Source organism: Pseudomonas sp. NBRC 111143, from assembly GCF_001320965.1.
GTDB lineage: Bacteria > Pseudomonadota > Gammaproteobacteria > Pseudomonadales > Pseudomonadaceae > Aquipseudomonas > Aquipseudomonas machongensis.
On sequence record NZ_BCBT01000013.1, the window covers coordinates 1 to 22071 of the forward strand.

The window sequence follows — 22071 nt, forward strand, 5'->3', positions numbered from 1 at the left end:
TCCCGCGATGGCCTCAACCCCCTCTCACGGTACGCCGCTCAAATGAGCGGCGTTTTGGTATCTACAGATTCGACATAGGTTGGAAGAGAAGATGCGAAGCAAGGTGACGGGCGCCAAGCGCTGGGTCGTGAAGATCGGCAGTGCACTGCTGACCGCCGATGGCAAGGGCCTCGACCGTGGTGCGATGGCAGTCTGGGTCGAGCAGATGGTGGCGCTGCGTGAAGCGGGCGTGGAACTGGTATTGGTCTCCTCCGGGGCCGTGGCCGCAGGCATGAGCCAGCTGGGCTGGACCACGCGACCGAGCGCGATGAACGAGCTGCAGGCGGCCGCCTCGCTCGGCCAGATGCGCCTGGTGCAGGCCTGGGAGTCGAGCTTCGGCGAGCACGGCAAGCACACCGCGCAGATCCTCCTGACCCACGACGACCTCTCCGACCGCAAACGCTACCTCAATGCCCGCAGCACCCTGCGCACCCTGGTCGACCTGGGCGTGGTGCCGGTGATCAACGAGAACGATACCGTGGTCACCGACGAAATCCGCTTCGGCGACAACGACACCCTGGCCGCGCTGGTGGCCAACCTGGTCGAGGCCGACCTGCTGGTGATCCTCACCGACCGCGACGGCATGTTCGACGCCGACCCGCGCAACAACCCTGAAGCCCAACTGATCTATGAAGCCCGCGCCGACGATCCGTCGCTCGACGCCGTGGCGGGCGGTACCGGTGGCGCCCTGGGGCGCGGTGGCATGCAGACCAAGCTGCGTGCCGCACGCCTGGCTGCGCGCTCCGGTGCCCACACCATCATCATCGGTGGCCGTATCGAGCGTGTGCTGGACCGCCTGAAGGCTGGCGAGCGCCTGGGCACCTTGCTGTCGCCTGAGCGCGGCATGCTCGCTGCGCGCAAGCAGTGGCTGGCTGGGCACCTGCAGACCCGCGGCACCCTGGTGCTCGATGCTGGCGCTGTGAAGGCCCTGCGCGAATCGAACAAGAGCCTGTTGCCGGTCGGCGTGAAGACTGTGCAGGGCAGCTTCCGCCGTGGCGAGATGGTGGTCTGTGTCGGTCCCGATGGCCTGGAAGTGGCCCGTGGCCTGGCCAACTACAGCGCCCTGGAGGCGCAGAAGATCATCGGCCAGCCGTCGGACGCCATCGAAAGCCTGCTGGGCTACAGCGCCGAACCCGAGCTGGTGCACCGCGACAACCTGGTCCTGGTCTGAAGGAGACGCCCGTGCTGAAAAGGATGTTTGCCGTGGCAGCGCTGATGCTGCCGATGCTGGCTGGCGCCGAGGAAATCGGCCAGGTGTCCACCGTGTTCAAGTTCCTTGGGCCCAACGACCGCATCGTGGTCGAGGCGTTCGACGATCCCAAGGTCGAGGGTGTGACCTGCTACCTGTCGCGGGCCAAAACCGGCGGCGTGAAGGGTGGGTTGGGGTTGGCGGAGGACCGCGCAGAGGCATCGATCGCCTGCCGTCAGGTTGGGCCGATCAACTTCAAGGGTGAGCTCAAGGATGGCGAGGAGGTGTTCAAGGAACGCACCTCGCTGGTGTTCAAGACCATGCAGGTGGTGCGTTTTCTCGACAAGAAGCGCAACACACTGGTGTACCTGGTGTACAGCGACCGGATAGTCGAAGGTAGCCCGCAGAATGCGGTGACGGCGATTCCGATTCTGCCTTGGGCGCATTGACTCCCCTCGCGGCGCTGGCCGATTTCGGCCAGTAGCCCTTAGCAGCGCAGGCCTGAGGGCTACTCGTCGGTTTCGTCGATGTCGTCGCCCTCGAACGCGGACCGGACGGCTTCCAGAATGCGAGCCGCCCGGCGTTCGTCATCCAGTGGCGGATACTGTTTCTTGAGTTTCCCGGAAATCTTCCAGCCGTTCTCCTTGACGGAGCGAATGATGCGATTGGCATCTTGGTCTGGCATCTCTACAACATCCTTGATGCGCTCCAAGGCACGCTGGAAGACCATCAATACTCTGGCCTCCTCCGCCATTTCCGTGCGAACGGTGTGGGCGACAACACGTGCTGTATACAGCACGTGCTCGGTCAAGTCCGGGTATCGCCAAGCGAACCTGGCGTCCTCGTAGTCGTCGAAAAAGAAGTTGCTCGGTGTTCCGTCCTCGTGATCAATCGTCTCGCCGAAGTGGTAGGCCGTCGCATAGCGTCGCATGAAAGGCCGCGAAAACACTTCCAGTGCACGGTCATAACCTGCTCTGAATTCGGCCGAGCTGGTGATGGTGGCCGACACCGGCAGGATCACACCTTCCGGTATGGCCCTGTCACGCGCAAGGGTGTCGTTGATCAGGAAGCGATGGATTCGCCCGTTACCGTCCCGCATGGGATGAATGTAGACGAAACCGAATGCGATCACTGCGGCGCGGGCGAGTGACTCTCTCCCTTGCGTTGCTCGCTCGAAGCCCTTCAAACCATCGAGCATCGATGTCAGGTCATCGAAGTGAGGCGCAATGTAATGCACGATGTTGTCTCGCATTGTGGCCTGCCCGACGAAAACGGGTGACCGCCGCAGCCCCAGACCAAATGCATCGTGGCCAAGAATCTCGGTTTGCAAAGCCTGAAGGCTTTGGCCGCTGAGCGGATCTTGGATGCGGCCGCAATGTTGGGCGATGACGTGGGCGAAACGTTGGATGCGATCCGCCTGGTCTGCCTCTTTCTCGATCAGAAAGCTGGCGCGCGATTCTTTGAACGTCAGCCAACTGGCTGTTCTCAGGAGTATGTCTGCCCCGTAGGTACGGTCCAGTTCATTCAGCTCGGCAGCAAAATCGAATTGCAGTGCCTCTTGGACCGCTGCTGTCCTTCGTACGATAGGACAGAAGCTTTCGGTTCCCGGAAGATTGTTATTGATCCGCCAGCGTCGGATGCGCACTGGCTCGGTGCTTGTGAGGTATTGGTCGGATGCGACGGCGTCGATGTAGCCGCCATTGGCGATGTCTGGAAGATCCAGACGTTTTTGGGTCAGCCATTCGTAAAAGAATGCGCAGCGACGGGCATACTGGCCGAAAGGCTCATCCCGGCACCAGGATTCGATTGGCTGAGGTCCGATGGCCGCGAACAGCCGTGCAAAGAATTCGAGGTGGATCTCTTCGTATTTGAGCCCGAATGCGAATTGGCCGGCGAAGTCGTCATTTGGGCGGTAGGTGGGAGGGTAGCGATTCTCGATCTGGTCCCCACTGTCACGGCTCTGGCGACTGGTTCCGATCAGAGAGTTGACGCGCAGGGGTTGCACCAAGGAGATGCCATACCGTTCGGCGAGGGCATTGAAACCAACCTGCATAGTGGAAATCCTTTAATCGCGGTGCAAAAGCATTAATTTTCGTTTGGCAGGGTGCCAAAACGATAATGGCTGGAGCTTGGCCAAAACGCTAATGCTGGCTCCAAAGCGCTAAAAAATCGCTCATCTCATGTAAAAGCAATAATATTCCGCTGTGATGGCCCCGATCGGGGCCTTGAAAGGCCCCGCCCTGATAATTTCAGGCTGTCGTCTCAACAGCTTGCTCCCGAATCACCGCTGTCTCCACATCCCGGCGGCTGATGTACTTCCAGTCCGCCTCGTCGATGTAGATCCCGTTCGGCCCGCTGCCGCCTTCCAGGTCGATCGCCACGCGCGCCGACACCTGCGGCTTCACGCTCGCCAGAATCGGCACGAAGCCCAGTTGCTGACTGGTCTCCAGCAGCGCCGCCTGGTTGCGTTCGTCGATGTCCGCCGCTTCGTCGAGGTAGTAGGGCAGGCGGATGCGCCCGGCCAGGTCGCGGTCCATCAGGTGCAGCAACAGGTACATGTTGGTCAGCGCCTTGATGGTCATGGTGGTGCCGTTGGATGCGGCGCCGTCGATGTCGGCGTGGATCACCGGCTGGCTGTTGATCTTGGTGATCTCGAAGGCCAGCTCGAACAGGTCTTTCAGGCCCAGCTGGTTGTGGTTGGCCGCCACCAGTCGCGCCAGGTACTCCTTGGCCTCTTCGTTCTTGTGATCCTGCTCGGCGCTCTGCGTGAGGTCGAACACCGACAGCGTTTCGCCTTCCTCGTACTGGCCGGCACTGTGGATGATCTGGTCGATGTGCTTGAGCGCTTCCTTGTTCGGCGCCAGCACCACGCGGAAGCTCTCCAGGTTGGACACCTGGCGCTTGTTGATCTCGCGGTTGAACAGCGCCAGCTGGTGCTCGAGGCTGTCGTAGTCGCTGCGGATGTTGCGCAGGGTCCGGGCGATGTCGGTGACCGCCGCGCGGCGCGCCTTGGCCAGGGTGAGGGCTTCCTCGGTGCGGTGCGAGTAGGCGTTGATCAGCAGCATCAGGCGACGTTCCATGTCGTCTTCGCTGTCGAACTTGGCCACACCTTTCAGGCGCACCTGGGCGTACAGCGCCTCGATCTGGTTGTCGACGCGCTGCAGCGCCTGCCAGCTGTCCTGGTAGTCGTTGAGCAGCGGCAGCAGGTTGTCCATCGAGTCGTCGACCGGCTCCATGAACGGCGTGCCGAACGGCAGGTCGGCCGGCAACAGTTGGCGGCGGCGCAAGGCGTCGTCCAGGGTGCGCTGCTTGGCTTCCATGTCGGCGATCTGGCGGCCGACCAGTTGCAGCTTGGCCGACAACTGCTGGACGCGTTCGGTGAAGGCGTCGCTGGAGCGCTTGAGCTCGTCCTGGGCGGCTTCGAACTGCGCCAGTTGCTCCATCTTCTCTGGCTCTTCGGCGCTCAGGGTCTCGGTGCGGCGGAAGTCCTCAAGGGCCTTCTGCGCATCCAGCACCTGCTGGTACAGCGCCTCGGTCTGGGCCTTGCTCGCGGCGCGGTCCAGGGCCACGGCCTGCTGGGTCTTGAGCTGCTTGAGCTCCTTTTCCAGGCGTTCTTTCTGGTCGCGCAGGGCCGCACGGTCGGCCAGTGCCTGAAGCGCTGGCGGCTCGATGTGCGACAGGTCGATGGACAGGCCCGGCACTTCGAAGCGCTCGCCCTTGAAGCTGTCGAGCACGCCTTCAAGCGTCTTGACCCACAGGTCGCTGTCGTCCAGTTCGATGCCCCGATCACCCAGCGGCAGGCTGAACAGCGCGCCGTTGAACAGGCGCATCAGGCGGTCGACGTCTTGCTGCGAGAACTCTTCGCGCAGGCGTGCGTAGCTGTTGTTGTCGGCGTGTTCGAGCTGCTGCTTGACCGCCTTGACGCGTTTTTCCAGGTCGCGCACGCGCTCGTCGAGGTCTTCGGCGGAGAACTGGCGCGACTGAGCCAGGGCGCCGGCCAGTTCGTCGTGGGCGTCCTTGGCGGCGAGCAGTTGCTGCTCCAGGACCTTGACGTCATCGACCAGGGCGAAGCGGTGCTTGAGCACCGACAGCTCGCCGAGCCAGCGCTGGATGCCGGTGATCTCGCGTTCCAGGCGCATCAGCTCCTGGGTGCCGCCACGCTGGTCGTTCTGCAAGCCATCCTGCTCGGCGCGGTAGTGCTCGGCCTGGATCACCAGCTCTTCCTTGCGCGCTACGGCGTAGTCCTGCCAGGTGCCGAGCAGGCTGTCGAGCAGGGGGGAGAGACGGTGCAGCTTGCCGCGCAGGATGTCGCGCTGGGCCACGCCGCCGGCAAGTGCTTCGACCAGCGGGCCGGCAGCGACCAGGGCGTTGTAGTCCTGCTCCATGCGGCGCACGTCGCGGAAGGCTTCTTCACAGGCCGCAATGTAGTCGACGCTGCCCGAGCGCAGGCTGTGCTCGAAGGCATCCAGGAACAGCTGCTTGAGCTTGGCGGCAGTGATCTCGCGCATGTGCAGCAGGTTGATGAACAGTGCGCGGAAGGTCTTCAGGCTCTGCTCGCTGGTCGAGCGCAGCGGGATCAGGGTGAGGTCCAGCGGCACCGAGGTGTGGCCGCCGACCAGCAGCCGGCGCAGTTCGTCCGGCTTGAGTTCGTAGGCCTTGAGGCCGTTGCGCTCGAGGTTGGTGAACAGCTCTTTCTGGCGCAGGCAGGTGTCGTCTTTCTGGTAGTGAGCCAGGTCCAGCTCACCCTGGTAGGCGAAGAACTGGTGGCCGAAGCCGCCGCCCGGGCCGCGCCCGACCACGCCGATCACGTGCGGGCCGTGGGGCAGGTTCAGTTCGCAGAGGATGTAGCTGGTGTCGCTGGCGAAGTAGAAGCGCCGCGATTGCTCCAGGCTGTACTTGCCGAAGCTCATGTCCGACATGCGCGCCAGGATCGGGAATTGCAGGGCGTTGATCGAGGCCGATTTACCCAGGTTGTTCGCGCCGTAGACCGACAGCGGATGTTCCAGCGGGAACAGGCCGAGGCTGTAGCCGGCGGTGTTGAGCAGTGCGAAGCGGCGAATGCCGTAGCGTTCCTGGCTCATGCGTCAATCTCCTGTTGCTCTTCGCGGATGGCCCGGGCCAGGGCGTCCTCTTCGCTCTCTTCGCCCTCGAAGGGGGTGAGGTCGAGCGGATCGTCGGTGCGGTTGAGTTGTTCCGGGGTTTCTTCCTCGACCAGCACCGGGACCGGCAGCGGCAGGTCGCTGTGCAGGGTAGCGGCCAGGTCGCGGTCCTGCTGGACCGACAGGCACACATCGAGGAAGCGGTGCATCGGCGGCAGGAAGCGGTAGATGCCGCCTTCTTCATGGGCGAAGCCGAGCTGGGTCATGCGGCGCAGGATCTTCTCTTCGAGCTCCTCGACCGTCTGCACTTCGGCCTGCAGGAACAGGTCGCGGTATTTCTCCAGCAGCGAGGGCAACTCGTCGCGGCCGATGCTGCCGCCGTCGAGCACGGCCATCGGGTCGCGGCCCTGGTCGGCCAGGTGCTCGACCAGGATGAAGGTGAACAGCGACAGGCGCTGGGCGGTCTTGTTGACCTGCGCGGCGGCCTGTTCGGGGACGAAGTAGTAGAAGCCACGGGTGTCGCAGACCAACTCGAAACCGAGCGCCTTGAACAGGGTGCGGTACTGGTCCTGGAAGTTCGACAGTTGGGCGTACAGTTCCGGGTCGCGGCGGCTGACGTGGAAGCCCTTGAACAGCTCGCGGAAGATCGGCGCGAGCTGGGACAGTTCGGAAAGATCAAGATGCATTGGCTGGGCTCGCGGTGGATTCGGTGGCTGCCGGTTGTTGTTCGCGGCTGGATGTCAGGGCGAAGGAACGCAGGCTGACCAGGTGTTCGCGGGTGGTGTAGTCCTGGCGCTGCAGGCGCTCGCGGCTGAAGCGCTTCTCGCGCGAGAGGCGCGAGAACCAGTACAGCAACTCGTCGGTGGCGCCTTCGGGTTCCTGCTCCAGCAGCCAGACCATCAGGTCCGGCAGCGGCAGGGCGTCTTCGCAGCGCTCGAGCATTTCCTTGACCGTACGCGGCGCGCGTGGCAGCGGGCCCTTGTGGGTCTTGTGCGCCTTGGGGAAGCGCGCAGGCTTGGGCTCGAAGCGGGCCAGGGCATAGACATAGGCCTCGACCTGGCTGGCGCTGCCGAGGAAGGTGCTTTGCGGACGGGTGAACATCGGCATGGCCGCCTGCGGCACGGCATCGATGCCTTTCTTGCGGATCACCGACAGCGCCAGTGCCGCGCCGCGGGTGACGGCGTTATGCCGGCGCGCTTCCTCGCGCAGTGGCAGCAGCAGCTCGCGGGCGTGGCGCAGGGTGAGCTGTGCGCTGGTCTGCATCTCGAGGATGCGTGCGTGGGTGCGCAGCAGCATGTCGTCATCGACCAAGTGGCCGAGGCGCGCCTGCTCGCCCAACAGGCGCAGCAGCACGGTCTCGACCTTGCGTACGCCCTGCTCGAAGGCACCGTCGGCGTTGACCAGCTGGATCATCGGCTCGACGTATTCGTCCCAGGTCGCCAGCACTTCGGCGTAGCGCTGGCGCAGCGGGATCTGGCGGTTGCTGGTCTTGGCCCGTTCGGCCACCGCGACCAGCGCCTGTTCGTCGTTGTCGAGCTTTTTCAACACATCGCGCACGCGCATGTCGAGCAGGCGCAGCTGGCGCGCCAGGTCGTCGCTGTCGCGGTTGTCGAAGGCGTCCTGGATGTGCCCGGCGAGGCGCTCGAGGTGGCGCAGGTAGGCTTCGATCTCCAGGCACAGGCCCAGGCGGTGCTCGCGACGCAGGTAGGCGAGGAAGTCGTGGATCTGCGCGTTGAGCTCGAAGCGGTTCGGGCTCTTGGCCACCGGGACCAGGATATCCAGGCGAATCCACACGTCGAGCAACTGGGTGATGTCCTGCGGCGTGCTCTCCACCTGCTGGCGGGCCAGTTGCTGACGCAGCTCGACCAGGCTCAGGGTGCCCTGGTCGAAGCGCTCGCACAGCGGCTCGATCAGGGCCCAGTGTTCGGCTAGGGCGCGCAGGACGCGCTTGGGTTCGATCATTGGCGGGTCGACTCTTGCCAAATAAAAGGGGCGATTGTACTGCATACGGGGGGGAGGATTTCACCCCTTGGTCCGGGATTTGCGTTGATCTGTGCCAGCCTCTTCGCGGGCTTATCACCGTTGGTGGGGCAGGCGCTGTACCTGTGGGAGCGGGCTTGCCCCGCGATAGGGCCGGCACAGGCGATAAATTTCCGCCAGCCTGTTGCGGCACGCCGGCGCCAACAGCGTTAGAATGCCCGACTGAACCAAGCCCCCGGATACCCGAGCCTTGCTGACCGAACCCCGCCGCCGCGCCTACCTTTCCGCCATGCAAGTGGTGCACTGGCTGCCGCGTGCCGAACTGCCGTTCGCCGCGCCTTCGCGCCCCGAGCTGCTGTTGCCGGTGGCGCCGGTCGAGGATCTGGATGTCGAGGCGCAGCCGGTGCGCCAGGCGCCTGCGCAGGGCGAAGCCGCGCCGGCCCATGCCCGCGCTGGCGAACGCCCGAAAATCGAGATCCCACGCCCCGGCAGCACGCCCAAGCCCGTTGCCAAGCCGGTCGAGCGCGAAGAGGAAGCCCCCAAGGCCGCACGTCCGGCGCCTGTGCCTCCGCCGCGTTTCGCCCTGCAGCTGCTGCGTGCCGGCACGTGCCTGTTGCTGGTGGAACTCGCCACCGGCCAGCCGTTCCAGAGCCGCGACCCTTCTTACCTGTTGCTCAAGGACATGCTGCGCGCCGCCGGCCTGCCGGACGCGCCGCAGATCATCGGCGAGCCGGTGCGCTGGCCGCTGTTCGTGCGCGGCAACATGGAGCAGGGGCCGGAGGCTGCGCGTGATTTCGTCCAGGGTTTCATCCAGGCCCGCCTCGAAGAGGTCCCCTGCACCTGCCTGTGGCTGATCGGCCTGCCAGCGGTGCGTTTTGCCGGCGACGCCGATGCCCAGGCCTACTACCAAGCACTGAAGATCGATGGCCTGGGCGACGTCTGGGCGTTGCCGGGTCTTGAACTGTTGATGGACGAGCCGCAACGCAAGGCGGACGTCTGGAAAGCGATGCGCCAGCTGATGGCGCGCTGGAAGAGCGTTGAATGAGTGACTCGATCAGTTTCCGCCCGATGACCGAGGCGGATCTGGATAGCGTGCTGAAGATCGAATATGCCGCCTTCAGCCACCCCTGGACCCGCGGGATCTTCCAGGATGCGCTCAAGTCCTACGAAGTGTGGCTGATGTTCGACGGCCAGCAACAGGTAGGGCATGGCGTGATCAACGTGATCATCGACGAAGCGCACCTGCTCAACATCACGGTCAAGCCAGAAAACCAGGGGCGCGGCCTGGGTTTGCGGCTGCTCGAACACCTGATGGCGCGAGCCTGGCAGCTCAATGGGCGCGAATGTTTCCTGGAAGTACGTGCCAGCAACCAGTCGGCCTATCGTTTGTACGAACGCTACGGATTCAACGAAATCGGTCGGCGTCGGGATTACTACCCGGCCGCTGGCGGACGTGAAGACGCCTTGGTGATGGCCTGCACCCTGTTCGAAGAGTGACCGCCTGCACGGCTACCAGCCGAACAGCTCACAAGCGTTGCGCGTACTGGCTGCGGCCAGCGCGGTGCACTCCACGCCCATGACCTCGGCCAGCGCTCGGGCGATATCGGGCAGATGTTCGGGGCTGTTGCGCGCATTGGGGTGCATCACCGGCGGCATGTCTGGCGCGTCGGTTTCCAGTACCACGCTCTCCAATGGCAAGCGGGGCAAGGTCTTGCGCAGGCGCAAGGCTTGCGGCCAGGTGGCGGCGCCTCCCAGGCCCAGTTTGAATCCGAGCTTGATGTATTCGCGTGCTTCTTCGTAGCTGCCGGCGAAGGCGTGGATGATGCCTGCGCGTACGGGCTTGTAGCGCTTGAGCGTGGCGATCACCTGGGCATGGCTGCGGCGTACGTGCAGCAGCGCAGGCAATTCGAAGTCGCAGGCCATCTGCAATTGCGCTTCGAACAAGGCCTGCTGGCGTGCCTTGTCGAGCTCGGGCAGGTAATAGTCCAGGCCGAACTCGCCGACCGCACACAGGCGCGGGTCGCCCCGCAGGCGTTCGAGCCACCCGCGCAGTTGCGCCAGGTGTTCGGGCTGATGCTGCTCGAGGTACACCGGGTGCAGGCCGAGGGCGGCTGGCAGGCGTGTGTCGCTGCAGGCCAGGTCCCAGACTCGCTGCCAGTTGCCCTGATCCACCCCCAGTACCACCATGCGCTCGACCCCCAGCGCCGCGGCGTTGGCCAGGAGGTGCTCGCGGTCGGCGTCGAAGTCGGGGAAATCCAGGTGGGTGTGGGTGTCGATCAGGCGCATGTTCAGGCCGAGATGCGCTGCTTGAAGGTTCGCGCCACGGCGTGTACGCCGGGGGCGTAGGTCTTCTGCTCGATAGCGGCCAGGGCCAGTTCCAGAGCGGTGGTGGCGATCTGGCCGTGCTGTTGGGCCATGGCGTTGACTGGCAGCGGCAGGAAATCGAGCAACTGGTTGTCGCCGAAGGTGCCCAGTTGCAGCTCGCGTGGCTCGCTGGCACGGGCTTGCAGGGCATCGAAGACGCCTTGCAGCAACACATAGGAGGTCGTCACCAGGGCATCGGGCAGGTCGCCGAGCTCGTCGATCAACGTTTCCATCAGGCGCTGGCCGCAGGCGCGGCTGAAGGCGTCGCCTTCGTAACGGCGAACTTCGCCATCAAAACGCTGCAGGGCCTCGTCAAATCCTCCGGCGCGGGCCTGGCTGACCGACAGCTCCGGACGCGCACCGATCAGGGCGATGCTGCGAGGCTTGCCGCCCAGCAGGCTTTCGGTGAGTTGGCGGCTGGCCTCGCGATCATCGCTGATCACCGAGCAGAAGTGCGCGGGGTCGAGGCGACGGTCAATGGCAATCACTGGCAGGCCCTTGCTCTGCATTTCGCGATAGCTGTCATCTTCCGGCGGCAGGCAACTGGCGACGAACAACGCATCGCAGCGGCGAGCGCGGAACAACTGCTGCAGCTGGCGTTCGCTTTCGGGCTGGTCATCGCTGCTGGCGATCAGCAACTGGTAGCCACGGGCGCGCGCGCCTTGTTCGAGCTGCTTGGCGATGCGTGCGTAGCTGGGGTTTTCCAGGTCCGGGAGGATGAAGCCGAGGGTGCGTGTGTGCCGGCTGCGCAGGCCGGCCGCCTGGGGGTTGGGCGTGAAGTCGTGGGCCTCGACCACCGCGCGCACTCGCTCGACGGTGGCGCTGCTGATGCGCTGCTGTTCGGCCTTGCCATTGATGACGTAGCTGGCAGTGGTCACGGAAACACCGGCCAGACGTGCGATATCGCTGAGTTTCACCGCATTTTCCTTGTTATTACCGGGGCGGCCAGGGGCGCCTGATCGGGTAGTCTTACTCAGAATTGTGTCCAAGTGCAGGCGACCATTGTCGCAATTGTTCCGACAAACTGGGGCTTTTTCCTACGCAGATTATCGAGTAACGTGGCCGCCTGGTCAGATTAAACGTTTCAGCATCCGAGTGAACGGGAACTGCCCCTGAGCCCGCGGGTGAAAAAACGCGTTGAATCCCACAACAATAACCTCAGTCCCGAACGACGGGTACTGCAAAAGGAGAAGGTCATGCTCGAGCTCGCGAGAGAGCAGATAGCCATGGGCCAGGTCGCCAGCGATAAAGCGGCGGCATTGCGCTTGCTGGCCGATCGGCTGGTCAGCGACGGTCTGGTCGCCGAGGGTTACCTACAGGGCCTTGAGGCGCGCGAGGCGCAGGGCTCGACCTTTCTCGGCCAAGGCATCGCCATCCCCCACGGTACCCCGCAGACCCGCGACCTGGTGTTTGCCACCGGTGTTCGCCTGTTGCAGTTTCCCGAAGGGGTGGACTGGGGCGACGGGCATATCGTCTACCTGGCGATTGGCATCGCCGCGCGCTCTGACGAACACCTGCGCCTGTTGCAACTGCTGACGCGCGCCCTGGGTGAAACCGACCTGGCCGAGGCGCTGCGCCGCGCCAGCTCCGCCGACGCACTGCTCAAGCTGTTGCAGGGGGCGCCGCGCGAGCTGGCGCTGGATGCACAACTGATCGGTCTGAACCTGCCCGCCGAAGACTTCGCTGAACTGGCCTGGCGCGGTGCGCGCCTGCTGCAGCGTGGCGGCTGTGTGGACAGTGGTTTCGCAGCGCTGTTGCAGCAGGCCGAGCCACTTCCGCTGGGAGAGGGGCTGTGGTGGTTGCACAGCGAGCGCGAGGTGCTGCAGCCGGGCCTGGCGTTCGTGACCCCACAGCAGCCGCTGCGGCATCGCGATCAGCCCTTGAACGGTCTGTTCTGCCTGGCCAGTCTTGGTGCTGCGCACCAGGCGTTGCTCGAGCGTCTTTGTCAGGTGCTGATCGAAGGGCGTGGGCAGACCCTCTACCAGGCCACCAGCAGTCGCGATGTGTTGCAGGTGCTGGGCGGCGAGGCGCCGCCCGACTGGCCCAGCGTGCGCGTGATACTGGCCAACCCCCATGGTTTGCATGCCCGCCCGGCGAAGGTGCTGGCGCAACTGGCCAAGGGCTTCGAGGGTGAAATCCGCATCCGCCTGACCGACAGCGGCCATCCCGGCGTGTCGGTGAAAAGCCTGAGTCGCCTGCTGTCACTAGGGGCCAGGCGTGGGCAGGAACTGGAGCTGATCGCCGAGCCGGCCATCGCCAGTGATGCCCTGCCGGTGTTGCTGGAAGCCATCGAACAGGGCCTGGGCGAGGACGTCGAACCATTGCCGGCGCTTGCCCTGCCGGTCGCCGAGGTGGTGCGCGAAACCTTGCAAGCGCCGCTGCCCGGTAGCCAGGTCCAGGGCGTCGGTGCAGCGCCAGGCATCGCCAGCGGGCCGGCCCATGTAAGGATTGAGCGCCAGTTCGATTATCCGCTGCGCGGCGAATCCTGCGCCCAGGAGCGTGCCAGGCTGCGTGCTGCCCTGGCGGCGGTCGACGCCGAGCTGCAGACACTGGTGCAACGCAGCGACAAGGCCATCGGTGAGATCTTCATCACACACCAGGAGATGCTCGCCGACCCGGCACTGGGCGATGAGGTGGATCTGCGCCTGGCCCAGGGCGAAAGTGCCGCAGCGGCGTGGATGGCGGTGATCGAGGCGGCCGCCAGCCAGCAGGAGGCGCTGCGCGATGCGTTGCTCGCCGAACGTGCCGCCGACCTGCGCGACATTGGCCGAAGGGTGCTGGCGCAGCTGTGTGGCGTCGCCGAGCAGGCCGAGCCGCAACAGCCCTATGTGCTGGTGATGGCTGAAGTCGGGCCGTCCGATGTGGCGCGTCTCGACCCGGCGCGGGTTGCTGGCATCGTGACCGCGCAAGGAGGGGCCACCGCACACAGTGCCATCGTCGCCCGCGCCCTTGGCATTCCGGCGGTCGTCGGTGCCGGGGCGACAATCCTGTTGCTGGAGGCTGGCACGCCGCTGTTGCTCGACGGCCAGCGCGGCAAGGTCAGCGTTGCGCCAGCTGCTGATGAGCTGCAGCGTGCGTTGGCCGAACGCGATCAGCGTGAGCAGCGTCTGCAGGCCGCCTGGGCGAATCGCCACGAGCCGGCCGTGACCCGCGATGGCCATGCCGTCGAAGTCTTCGCCAACATCGGTGACAGCAGTGGCATCGACAAGGTGGTGGAGCTTGGCGCCGAAGGTGTCGGCCTGTTGCGCACCGAACTGATCTTCATGGCCCATCCGCAACTGCCGGATGTCGCCACCCAGGAAGCGGAGTATCGCCGCGTGCTCGATGGCCTGCAGGGGCGCCCGCTGGTGGTGCGCACCCTCGATGTGGGCGGTGACAAACCCTTGCCCTACTGGCCGATCGCCGACGAAGACAACCCTTTCCTCGGCGTACGTGGCGTACGCCTGACCCTGCAGCGTCCGCAGGTCATGGAGGAGCAGTTGCGCGCCCTGCTGCGGGCGGCCGACGACCGGCCACTGCGGATCATGTTCCCGATGGTCGGCCAGATGCACGAGTGGCGCGCGGCCAAGGCCATGGTCGAGCGGCTGCGTGAGGAGATCCCGGTCAACGACCTGCAGGTGGGGATCATGGTCGAGGTGCCGTCGGCTGCGCTGCTGGCCCCGCAACTGGCCCGGGAGGTGGACTTCTTCAGCATCGGTACCAACGACCTGACCCAGTACGCCCTGGCCATCGACCGCGGCCATCCGAGCCTGTCGGCCCAGGCCGATGGTCTGCACCCGGCAGTGCTGCAACTGATCGACATGACCGTGCGCGCCGCCCATGCCGAAGGCAAGTGGGTCGGCGTGTGCGGTGAGCTGGCGGCCGATCCGCAGGCTGTGCCAGTGCTCCTGGGGCTGGCGGTGGACGAACTGAGCGTCGCGGCGCGCAGTGTCGCCGAAGTCAAGGCCCTGGTGCGCCAGGCCGATTACTCGACGGCCCGCGCCCTGGCGCGCGAGGCCCTGCAACAGGACAGCGCCGAGGCGGTACGGGCGCTGGTGGAGCGTGACTGAAATGGCCAAGATTCTCACCCTGACCCTCAACCCTGCGATCGACCTCACGGTAACCCTCGAGCAGCTGCGCGCAGGCGAGGTCAATCGCACGCATGAACAGTGCAGCCACGCCGCCGGCAAGGGCCTGAACGTTGCCCAGGTGCTGGCTGACCTTGGGCATCAGGTGACGGTCAGCGGTTTTCTGGGGCGCGATAACCTGCAACCTTTCGAAGCGCTGATTGCTCGTCGCGGCTTCGACGACGGGTTCGTTCGCGTGCCAGGCGAAACCCGCACCAACATCAAGCTGGTCGAGGCCGATGGTCGGGTCACCGATGTCAATGGCCTGGGCCCTCAGGTCGACGACGCGGCCCAGGCCGAGTTGCTCGAGTACCTGGCGCAACGGGCGGCTGGGCATGACGTGGTGGTGGTGGCGGGCAGCTTGCCACGTGGCGTCAGCGCGCAGTGGTTCTGCCAGTTGCTGGGCCAGTTGGTCGCCCAGGGCCTGAAGGTGGCGTTGGACACCAGCGGCGAGGCCTTGCGCGCCGGTCTGCAAAGTACGCCCTGGTTGGTCAAGCCCAATACCGATGAGCTCGGCGAGCTGTTCGGCATCACCGTGCAGGCTTTTGCCGAGCAGCGTGATGCCGCCCGGCGCCTGCTCGACGGCGGCGTCACCCACGTGGTGGTGTCCCAGGGCGAGCACGGGGTCAACTGGTTCGCCGCTGACCTGGCCCTGCATGCCCAGCCGCCCAAGGTGAGCATCGCCAGTACCGTGGGCGCGGGCGACTCGCTGGTGGCGGGCATGGTTCATGGCCTGCTGCAGGCCGAGAGTGCCGGGCAGACCTTGCGCCGCGCCACTGCCATCGCCGCCCAGGCGGTGACTCAGGTGGGCTTCGGCATCGACGACCGCGAACAGCTGTCGCGCCTTGAAGCTGCCGTGCAACTGACAGAACAACAACAAGAGGCTCGCCGATGAACATTGCGATCGTCACCGCCTGCCCGAATGGCCAGGTGTCGAGTGTATTGAGTGCACGCTTGCTGGCCGCCGCGGCCCAACGTCGGGGCTGGAGTACCAGTGTCGAGGTGTGGGATGCCGAGCACCCCGAGCGGCACCTGAGTCCTGCACAGATCGCCGAGGCTGACTGGGTGCTGGTGGTCAGTACCGGTTCGGTGGACCTGAGCCGTTTCGTCGGCAAGCCTGTGTACCAAAGCACCCCCGCCCAGGCGCTGGCTGATCGCGAAGGTTTCCTCGATGAAGCCGCGGCCAACGCCAAGGTGCTCGAGGCGAGCGTCGCCGAGGTGCCCGGTCGCAGCGCTGCGCCGCGTATCGTGGCGGTCACCGCCTGCCCGACCGGGGTGGCCCATACCTTCATGGCGGCCGAAGCCCTGCAGCAGGCCGCCCGGGAGCTGGGCTACGGTTTCAATGTCGAAACCCAGGGCTCGGTGGGCGCCCGCAACCCATTGTCGGCCGATGCCATTGCCCAGGCGGACGTGGTGCTGCTGGCTGCCGACATCGAGGTGCCGACGGCACGCTTTGCGGGCAAGCGCATCTATCGATGCGGCACCGGCATCGCCCTCAAGCAGGCGCGGGCGACCCTCGACAAAGCGCTGGCCGACGGCAAGCAGGAAAGCGCCGGAGGCACGGCCGATACGCCCGCGAAAAGTGAAAAGGCCGGGGTCTACAAGCACCTGTTGACCGGTGTGTCGTTCATGCTGCCGATGGTGGTGGCGGGCGGGCTGCTGATCGCCCTGTCGTTCGTCTTCGGCATCGAGGCGTTCAAGGAGCCGGGCACCTTGCCTGCGGCCTTGATGCAGATCGGTGGCGAGGCGGCGTTCAAACTGATGGTGCCGATGCTGGCGGGGTATATCGCCTGGTCCATCGCCGACCGTCCGGGCCTGGCCCCAGGCATGATCGGTGGCCTGCTGGCCAGTACCCTGGGGGCGGGGTTCATTGGCGGTATCGTCGCGGGCTTTCTTGCCGGCTACAGCGCCAAGGCCATCAGCCGCTGGGCGCGTCTGCCCACCAGCCTCGAAGCGCTCAAGCCGATCCTGATCATTCCGCTGCTGGCCAGCCTGTTCACCGGGCTGGTGATGATCTACGTGGTCGGTCATCCGGTGGCGGCCATGCTCGAGGGGCTCACGCGCTTTCTCGACAGCATGGGTACTACCAACGCGATCCTGCTCGGATTGCTGTTGGGTGGGATGATGTGCATCGACCTTGGCGGGCCGATCAACAAGGCGGCCTATGCCTTCTCGGTGGGCTTGCTGGCCTCGTCGAGCTACGCGCCGATGGCGGCGACCATGGCCGCTGGCATGGTGCCGCCGATCGGCCTGGGAATCGCAACCTTCCTGGCCCGGCGCAAGTTCGCCCAGAGCGAGCGCGAGGCAGGCAAGGCGGCATTGGTACTGGGGCTTTGCTTCATCTCCGAAGGCGCGATTCCCTTTGCTGCGAAGGACCCGTTGCGGGTGATTCCGGCGAGCATCGCCGGCGGTGCGCTGACCGGGGCGCTGTCGATGTATTTCGGCTGCAAGCTGATGGCGCCGCACGGTGGCCTGTTCGTGCTGCTGATCCCCAACGCGATCAACCATGCGCTGCTGTACCTGCTGGCGATCCTGGCCGGAAGCCTGGTGACGGCTGTGGTGTACGCGCTGATCAAGAAGGCTGAGCGGGTGGAGATGGTGGTGGCCCCGGCCAAGTGATCGCCCTGGGGGCAATGGTGGAGGCTTCGCAGGCGTGCCCGCGAGGCCTCCATCAACGATCTCAACGTTTGTGCCGCAAGGGCACCAACAACTCCCCCAGACCGTTGTGGTCGATCTCATGCATCAATGCCAGCAACCCGCCCAGCTCTCCGGGCGGAAAACCCTTGCGCGCGAACCAGGCCAGGTAGTCGCCCGGCAGATCGGCGATGATCCGGCCCTGGTATTTGCCGAAGGGCATGGTCCGTGTGACCAGCAGTTGCAGGGATTCGGGTTTCATTCGGTGAACCTGGTGCGCTGAAAACGCCGACCATACAGCAATCGCTGCGCGCATCCACCCTGCAATCTGCACGAGCGCGCAAGCGGCGATCATGCAGAACACCGCTTCCCTGCCGTTGCGCTTAAAAAATAACTATATGATTTTTATGGATTTTTTATATTTTCCAGGCTTGGCATGAAGACTGCTCCTGTCATAGGGACTATCACCTGCCAAGGAGTTACCCCATGAGCAACCCCAACAAAGACGTGATCGACGTGCTGAACAACCTGATCGAGTACAGCAAGGATGGCGAGAAGGGTTTCAAGGAGTCGGCCGATGACGTCAAGAATCCTGAGCTGAAGGCCTTCTTCGTCCAGCGTGCTGGCGAATGCGCCAGTGCCGCAAGCGAGTTGCAGAGCGAAGTACGCCGTCTCGGTGGCGACCCGGAAACCTCCACCAGCTTCAGCGGCGATCTGCACCGTGGCTGGGTCAACCTCAAGTCGATGGTGACCGGCAAGGATGAAGAAGCGGTGCTCAACGAAGTGGAGCGGGGCGAGGACCACGCGCTGAAGGCCTACAAAGAGGCTCGCGAGAAGCTGGTCAAACTCGGCCGCGGCGCCAGTGATCAAACCTATGCGCTGGTGGAGAAGCAGCTGCAAGGCGTACAGCGCAATCACGACCAGGTGAAAGTCCTGCGTGACGCTGCTCGCGCCCGCTCCTAAGCAACAGGCGTGACAGGCCCTTCTACCCGGTTACGGCCCCCCGCCTTGGCCCGGTAAAGGGCTTCATCCGCGGCACCCAGCACTGCTGTAAGGTCGTGCTGGGTGCCGGGTTGGTAAAGGCCGATGCCAATGCTGACCGTGATCGGTCGCTCATCGGCACCGAATTGCGGCATCGCCTCGACACTCAGGCGAATGCGTTCGGCCAGCAGCAACGCGCCGGCCAGTTCGGTTTCCGGCAGCACCACCTGAAACTCCTCGCCACCATAACGCGCTGCCAGGTCGGCCGGCCTGCGAATGCAGCGATTGATGGTGCGCGCCACCTCGCGCAGGGCATGATCACCGCCGGCATGACCGTGGCGCTGGTTGAACGCCTTGAAGTGATCCACATCCACCATCAGTACCGCCAGCGCCGAACGGTTACGTTGCGCGCGCGCCCATTCCTGGCGCAGTACTTGATCAAGGCGACGTCGGTTTGCCAAGCCTGTGAGGCTGTCGGTGGCTGCCAGCGTGGCCAGGCCTTGCTCGGCATCGTGGCGCCGACGCAGTTCGCGCCCCAGCAGCACGGTCAGCCAGAGTATGCCCAGGCACAGCACCCCCGTGGCCAGGCCGACGATCAGCGCCGTGCGCCGCCAGGCCTGGAAGACTTCGGAAGAAGAGTGCGCCACCAGCACGATCAGCGGCAGTTCGCCCACGCGCGCAAAGGTATACATGCGCCGCTCGTCGAACAGGTTCGAGTGCGCGCTGAAGCTACCACTGTGCTCCTGGAGAATGCGCTGGAAATTGGGTTGCTGGCTGAAGTCGCTGCCGATCGCTGGGTCTTGTGGCCGGGTCGGCTCGCGAGCGAGCAACTGGCCGCTGGTGTTGAGCAGGTTGATGCTGCTGTGCTCGCCGATGTCCAGGCGCTGGAACAGTTCGTTGAAATATGACAGGCGCAGGGCGCCGGTGGCCAGGCCTGCGAACTCACCGTTGGGGCCGGGGATGCGCCGGCTGAAACTGATGCACCAGTCCAGATCGCCAAGCCGCGCCTTGAACGGTGGGCCGACCAGCAGACCGAGGTTGGCGTTGGCCTGGTGGGCCTTGAACACCCCCGTGCCGGCAAAGTTCGCCTGGCGTGGAATGATGCTGGTGGAGTCGCCCACCACATCGCCTTGGGCGTCGAGCCACAGTACATCGCCGCGGCTGCGGTCGACGAAGGCCTGGTTGAACAACAGGCGTTGGCGCAACGGGCCAGGCACCTTCGGCAGCTCGCTGCGCCCGACTGCCCAGATCAGTCCCTTGAGCGACTGGTCATAGAGCTCGGCGTTGCGCAGGATGTCACTTTCGATGAGCTGGACGATGTTGCTCGAGGCGCGGATGGAGGACTGTTCGACACTGTCCCGTTCGCGGCCGAGCAGATAGCTGACGATACCTACAATCGCGAGCACGGCGAGGCAACTGCCCAGGTTGAGGATCAGCTCGGGGTGAGGCCTGGGGAGGATGGGGCGCGGGGATCGGGTGTGCAACATCGGGCTCGCTACTGCATAGGCCCCTCTTTCCGTGAGGGTAGGGCTATAAAGCGGCGGCGATATTCTAGGGAAGTGGCAATTGTCGGACAAGATTAGTCCGTCGGAAATGCATCAGGGGTTCGCGTGGCTGGCCCGTTCCTGCAGCACTGCAGGAGCACCTGTCTTGCTCAAAATCTATAGGTCTGGCTCAACCCATGTAGGAGCGGGCTTGCCCGCGAACACGGGCGCAGCCCGTGCCAGGCAGCGCGGTGTCTTTTTCGCGGGCAAGCCCGCTCCTACAAGGACCGCACCGGCAACGCCGGTGCTATCAGTTGCGAGGGTGCGGATCAGAACACGTTCAGCGGATAGTCGACGATCACACGCAACTCGTCGTTGTCGTTATCCACAGCCGAGTACCCCTGGCTGCCACGGTGGCTGGCATAGCGCAGCAGCACCGACAGGTCCTTGAACTGGCCTTCCTGGAACACGTACTTCACGTCCAGGTCGCGTTCCCAGTGGCGCGCATCCTTGCCGTCCTCGCTGTACCAGTGGCCATAGCCGACGCTGTTCGGATCGGCCTTGGTGAGGTCCAGCTTGCCGCGCGAATACGACAGCGACGAGGTCAGCCCCGGGATGCCGAGCCCGGCGAAGTCATAGTCGTACTGCAGCTTCCAGGAGCGCTCGTTTGGGCCGTTGAAGTCCGAGTACATGCGCGAGTTGTCGAGGTAGATGCTGTCGCCCAGGTTGATGTAGTCGAACGGCGTATTGCCGTTGACCCGCTGGTAGGCGGCAGTGACGCTGTGATGACCGGCCGCCACGGTGAAGTGCAGGCTGTAGGTGTTGTTGTCGATCTTGCCCAGTTTCGACTGGCCAGTGTCCTGGGTGTGATAGAAGTGCACGCCCGGGTTGAGGCTGACCAGATCATTGACCGCGTAGGTGTAGTCGAAGTCGGCGTAGTACTGGTTCCAGATGTCTTTCAGTTCGGCGGCATAGAGGTTGGCGGTGATGTTCTCGGTGCCGCTCCACGCGGCGCCAGCCCACGACAGGTGCTTGCTGCGCTGGTCGTCGGTCTGCTGGCTGTAGTAGGTGTCGATGCGGCGGTGGCCGCTTTGGTTGTAGGGCTTGGTGAAGCTCACCTGGCCGCCTTCGAGCAGCAGCCCTTCAACGCTGGTGTTGGTCAGTGCTACACCACGGAAGGTCTGCGGCAGCATGCGCGTCTCGCCACCGGCGATCACTGGGTTGGTGAGGAACAGGTCACCGGCCTTCAGTTCAGTGTCGAAGCCCTTGAGCTTGACCGCGGCGCCTGCGGTGGAGAACGAATGCGGCGCGGCGCCCAGTTCGTCTTCGTTCTTCTGGTGAGTCGGCAGGATGCTGGTGCCAGCGTGGCCGCCACCGCCATCGAGCTTCAGGCCCAGCATGGCGTGGGCATCGACACCGAAACCGATCACACCGGGCGTATAGCCCGACTCGAAGCGGGCGACGGCGCCCTGGCCCCACTCGCGATTGTCGCGCACACCCTGGTTGAGTTGGTTGCGGTTGAAGTAGGCGTTGCGAAAGTGCAGGTTCAGCGACGAACCCTCGATGAAACCATCAGCTTTTTCGTCGTCCGCCTGGGCGGCATGGGGAATCGTTGCGGCCAATGCAACGAACAGAGGCGTGAAACGGAAAGCGAGGGACACGAGTAAATGCTCCTTTGGTCTAACAGTGAGGCAGTTTCTAATTGTCGGAATTGCAGTTTCTTATGAGGGACGTTACAAACCGGCTGATAATTAAAGCGCATAAAAAAAGCCGCTGATGCGCAGCGGCTTTAAAAGGCTAACATATCGACACAGGCACTGCCCATGGCGTAGCCGGGGGAAAACAGGGCGTGTTCCGGCTGCCGATCAGCTGTCGGCATTGTCATCGGTGGTGACTTTGGAAGCTGTCTGTTGCGCGTCTTTTACTGCACCTTGGTGCTGCGCGGCATAGGCGTCCTGCGACTGTTGCAGGGTGGCGGCGATCTCTGCGTTACGGGCGACGAAGGCCGGCGATTCCTCAGCCATGGCCAGGGGCGACAACAACAGGGACGACAGGACGAAGACGCTGGCAATACCCATACTGTTGGACATTTGAAACAACCTTCTTGCGTGGCAAGTGTGAGTGAAGACAGGGCTAAGTTAGTCCTGAACAGACACTTTAAACAGCACCGCGGAGGATAATCACTCTTGCGCAAA

18 protein-coding genes are annotated in these 22071 nt (G+C 64.4%); 8 read left to right on the plus strand and 10 right to left on the minus strand.

Annotation, left to right across the window (positions count from 1 at the left end):
* The first annotated feature begins 91 nt into the window (after window positions 1-91).
* Window positions 92-1210, plus strand: coding sequence for a glutamate 5-kinase (gene proB, locus APH44_RS09705; RefSeq protein ID WP_054892485.1), 1119 nt, complete (start codon window positions 92-94; stop codon window positions 1208-1210).
* A gap of 23 nt (window positions 1211-1233) precedes the next feature.
* Window positions 1234-1677: a CreA family protein gene (locus APH44_RS09710; RefSeq protein ID WP_054892486.1), complete on the plus strand. Its 444-nt coding sequence runs from the start codon at window positions 1234-1236 to the stop codon at window positions 1675-1677.
* A 59-nt stretch (window positions 1678-1736) separates the two neighbouring features.
* Here the strand turns inward: APH44_RS09710 and APH44_RS09715 are convergent, their stop codons facing one another.
* The 4 genes from APH44_RS09715 to mksB form a co-directional block, all read right to left on the minus strand.
* Window positions 1737-3281, minus strand: coding sequence for a Fic family protein (locus APH44_RS09715; protein WP_054892487.1), 1545 nt, complete (start codon window positions 3279-3281; stop codon window positions 1737-1739).
* Window positions 3282-3477: 196 nt separating this feature from the next.
* Window positions 3478-6309 (minus strand): Mks condensin complex protein MksF, encoded by a 2832-nt coding sequence (mksF, locus tag APH44_RS09720; protein ID WP_054892488.1) that lies wholly within the window; start codon window positions 6307-6309, stop codon window positions 3478-3480.
* A complete protein-coding gene (mksE, locus tag APH44_RS09725; RefSeq protein WP_054892489.1) occupies window positions 6306-7013 on the minus strand; it encodes an Mks condensin complex protein MksE in 708 nt (235 codons plus the stop codon). Before mksE ends, mksF begins: the two co-directional genes overlap by 4 nt.
* Complete coding sequence (gene mksB / locus APH44_RS09730; RefSeq protein ID WP_054892490.1) at window positions 7003-8289, minus strand: Mks condensin complex protein MksB; 1287 nt, start codon at window positions 8287-8289, stop codon at window positions 7003-7005. The genes mksE and mksB overlap by 11 nt, the downstream gene beginning before the upstream one ends.
* A gap of 268 nt (window positions 8290-8557) precedes the next feature.
* Here mksB and APH44_RS09735 point away from each other — a divergent pair, with 268 nt between their 5' ends.
* Together APH44_RS09735 and rimI are read left to right on the plus strand one after the other, a co-directional pair.
* Entirely contained in the window at window positions 8558-9352 is a 795-nt protein-coding gene (locus APH44_RS09735; RefSeq protein WP_054892491.1) for a hypothetical protein, read from the plus strand.
* Window positions 9349-9804 carry a ribosomal protein S18-alanine N-acetyltransferase gene (gene rimI, locus APH44_RS09740; protein WP_054892492.1) on the plus strand — a complete coding sequence of 152 codons (456 nt, stop codon included), beginning with the start codon at window positions 9349-9351 and terminating at the stop codon, window positions 9802-9804. Before APH44_RS09735 ends, rimI begins: the two co-directional genes overlap by 4 nt.
* 12 nt (window positions 9805-9816) lie before the next feature.
* Here rimI and APH44_RS09745 read toward each other — a convergent pair whose 3' ends face one another.
* Both APH44_RS09745 and cra read right to left on the minus strand, forming a co-directional pair.
* Entirely contained in the window at window positions 9817-10593 is a 777-nt protein-coding gene (locus APH44_RS09745) for a TatD family hydrolase (RefSeq protein WP_054892493.1), read from the minus strand.
* A gap of 2 nt (window positions 10594-10595) precedes the next feature.
* The gene (gene cra, locus APH44_RS09750) at window positions 10596-11588 is read right to left on the minus strand and encodes a catabolite repressor/activator (protein ID WP_054892494.1); all 993 of its coding nucleotides are present in this window, start codon (window positions 11586-11588) and stop codon (window positions 10596-10598) included.
* Window positions 11589-11867: 279 nt separating this feature from the next.
* On the opposite strand from cra, the gene ptsP reads away from it, so the two are divergent.
* From ptsP to APH44_RS09765, 3 genes are read left to right on the plus strand one after another with little or no spacing between them, the layout of a single operon-like run.
* Window positions 11868-14720, plus strand: a complete 2853-nt coding sequence (gene ptsP, locus APH44_RS09755) for a phosphoenolpyruvate--protein phosphotransferase (protein WP_054892495.1) — start codon at window positions 11868-11870, stop codon at window positions 14718-14720.
* 1 nt (window position 14721) lies between these two features.
* A complete protein-coding gene (gene pfkB, locus APH44_RS09760; protein WP_054892496.1) occupies window positions 14722-15672 on the plus strand; it encodes a 1-phosphofructokinase in 951 nt (316 codons plus the stop codon).
* Window positions 15669-17396: a PTS fructose transporter subunit EIIBC gene (locus APH44_RS09765; protein ID WP_054892497.1), complete on the plus strand. Its 1728-nt coding sequence runs from the start codon at window positions 15669-15671 to the stop codon at window positions 17394-17396. The genes pfkB and APH44_RS09765 overlap by 4 nt, the downstream gene beginning before the upstream one ends.
* Window positions 17397-17457: 61 nt before the next feature.
* Here the strand turns inward: APH44_RS09765 and APH44_RS09770 are convergent, their stop codons facing one another.
* On the minus strand, window positions 17458-17673 hold the full coding sequence (locus tag APH44_RS09770) for a DUF3820 family protein (protein ID WP_054892498.1): 216 nt from the start codon (window positions 17671-17673) through the stop codon (window positions 17458-17460).
* Between the two features lie 224 nt (window positions 17674-17897).
* On the opposite strand from APH44_RS09770, the gene APH44_RS09775 reads away from it, so the two are divergent.
* Entirely contained in the window at window positions 17898-18374 is a 477-nt protein-coding gene (locus APH44_RS09775) for a PA2169 family four-helix-bundle protein (protein ID WP_054892499.1), read from the plus strand.
* On the opposite strand, the gene APH44_RS09780 is transcribed toward APH44_RS09775, so the two are convergent.
* The 3 genes from APH44_RS09780 to APH44_RS09790 form a co-directional block, all read right to left on the minus strand.
* On the minus strand, window positions 18371-19876 hold the full coding sequence (locus tag APH44_RS09780) for a diguanylate cyclase (RefSeq protein ID WP_054892574.1): 1506 nt from the start codon (window positions 19874-19876) through the stop codon (window positions 18371-18373). The genes APH44_RS09775 and APH44_RS09780 overlap by 4 nt on opposite strands.
* Window positions 19877-20205: 329 nt before the next feature.
* Window positions 20206-21537 (minus strand): OprD family porin, encoded by a 1332-nt coding sequence (locus APH44_RS09785; protein WP_054892500.1) that lies wholly within the window; start codon window positions 21535-21537, stop codon window positions 20206-20208.
* Window positions 21538-21741: 204 nt separating this feature from the next.
* Window positions 21742-21966, minus strand: coding sequence for a hypothetical protein (locus tag APH44_RS09790; RefSeq protein WP_054892501.1), 225 nt, complete (start codon window positions 21964-21966; stop codon window positions 21742-21744).
* Window positions 21967-22071: the final 105 nt, after the last annotated feature.

What these genes read in the sequence shown, in the direction of transcription:
- APH44_RS09775 (WP_054892499.1), top strand. Translation starts at nt 17,898, where the DNA reads ATGAGCAACCCCAACAAAGACGTGATCGACGTGCTGAACAACCTGATC.
- APH44_RS09765 (WP_054892497.1), top strand. Translation starts at nt 15,669, where the DNA reads ATGAACATTGCGATCGTCACCGCCTGCCCGAATGGCCAGGTGTCGAGT.
- APH44_RS09770 (WP_054892498.1), bottom strand. Translation starts at nt 17,673, where the DNA reads ATGAAACCCGAATCCCTGCAACTGCTGGTCACACGGACCATGCCCTTC.
- APH44_RS09790 (WP_054892501.1), bottom strand. Translation starts at nt 21,966, where the DNA reads ATGTCCAACAGTATGGGTATTGCCAGCGTCTTCGTCCTGTCGTCCCTG.
- APH44_RS09715 (WP_054892487.1), bottom strand. Translation starts at nt 3,281, where the DNA reads ATGCAGGTTGGTTTCAATGCCCTCGCCGAACGGTATGGCATCTCCTTG.
- mksF (WP_054892488.1), bottom strand. Translation starts at nt 6,309, where the DNA reads ATGAGCCAGGAACGCTACGGCATTCGCCGCTTCGCACTGCTCAACACC.
- pfkB (WP_054892496.1), top strand. Translation starts at nt 14,722, where the DNA reads ATGGCCAAGATTCTCACCCTGACCCTCAACCCTGCGATCGACCTCACG.
- proB (WP_054892485.1), top strand. Translation starts at nt 92, where the DNA reads ATGCGAAGCAAGGTGACGGGCGCCAAGCGCTGGGTCGTGAAGATCGGC.
- mksE (WP_054892489.1), bottom strand. Translation starts at nt 7,013, where the DNA reads ATGCATCTTGATCTTTCCGAACTGTCCCAGCTCGCGCCGATCTTCCGC.
- ptsP (WP_054892495.1), top strand. Translation starts at nt 11,868, where the DNA reads ATGCTCGAGCTCGCGAGAGAGCAGATAGCCATGGGCCAGGTCGCCAGC.
- APH44_RS09710 (WP_054892486.1), top strand. Translation starts at nt 1,234, where the DNA reads ATGTTTGCCGTGGCAGCGCTGATGCTGCCGATGCTGGCTGGCGCCGAG.
- APH44_RS09745 (WP_054892493.1), bottom strand. Translation starts at nt 10,593, where the DNA reads ATGCGCCTGATCGACACCCACACCCACCTGGATTTCCCCGACTTCGAC.
- mksB (WP_054892490.1), bottom strand. Translation starts at nt 8,289, where the DNA reads ATGATCGAACCCAAGCGCGTCCTGCGCGCCCTAGCCGAACACTGGGCC.
- rimI (WP_054892492.1), top strand. Translation starts at nt 9,349, where the DNA reads ATGAGTGACTCGATCAGTTTCCGCCCGATGACCGAGGCGGATCTGGAT.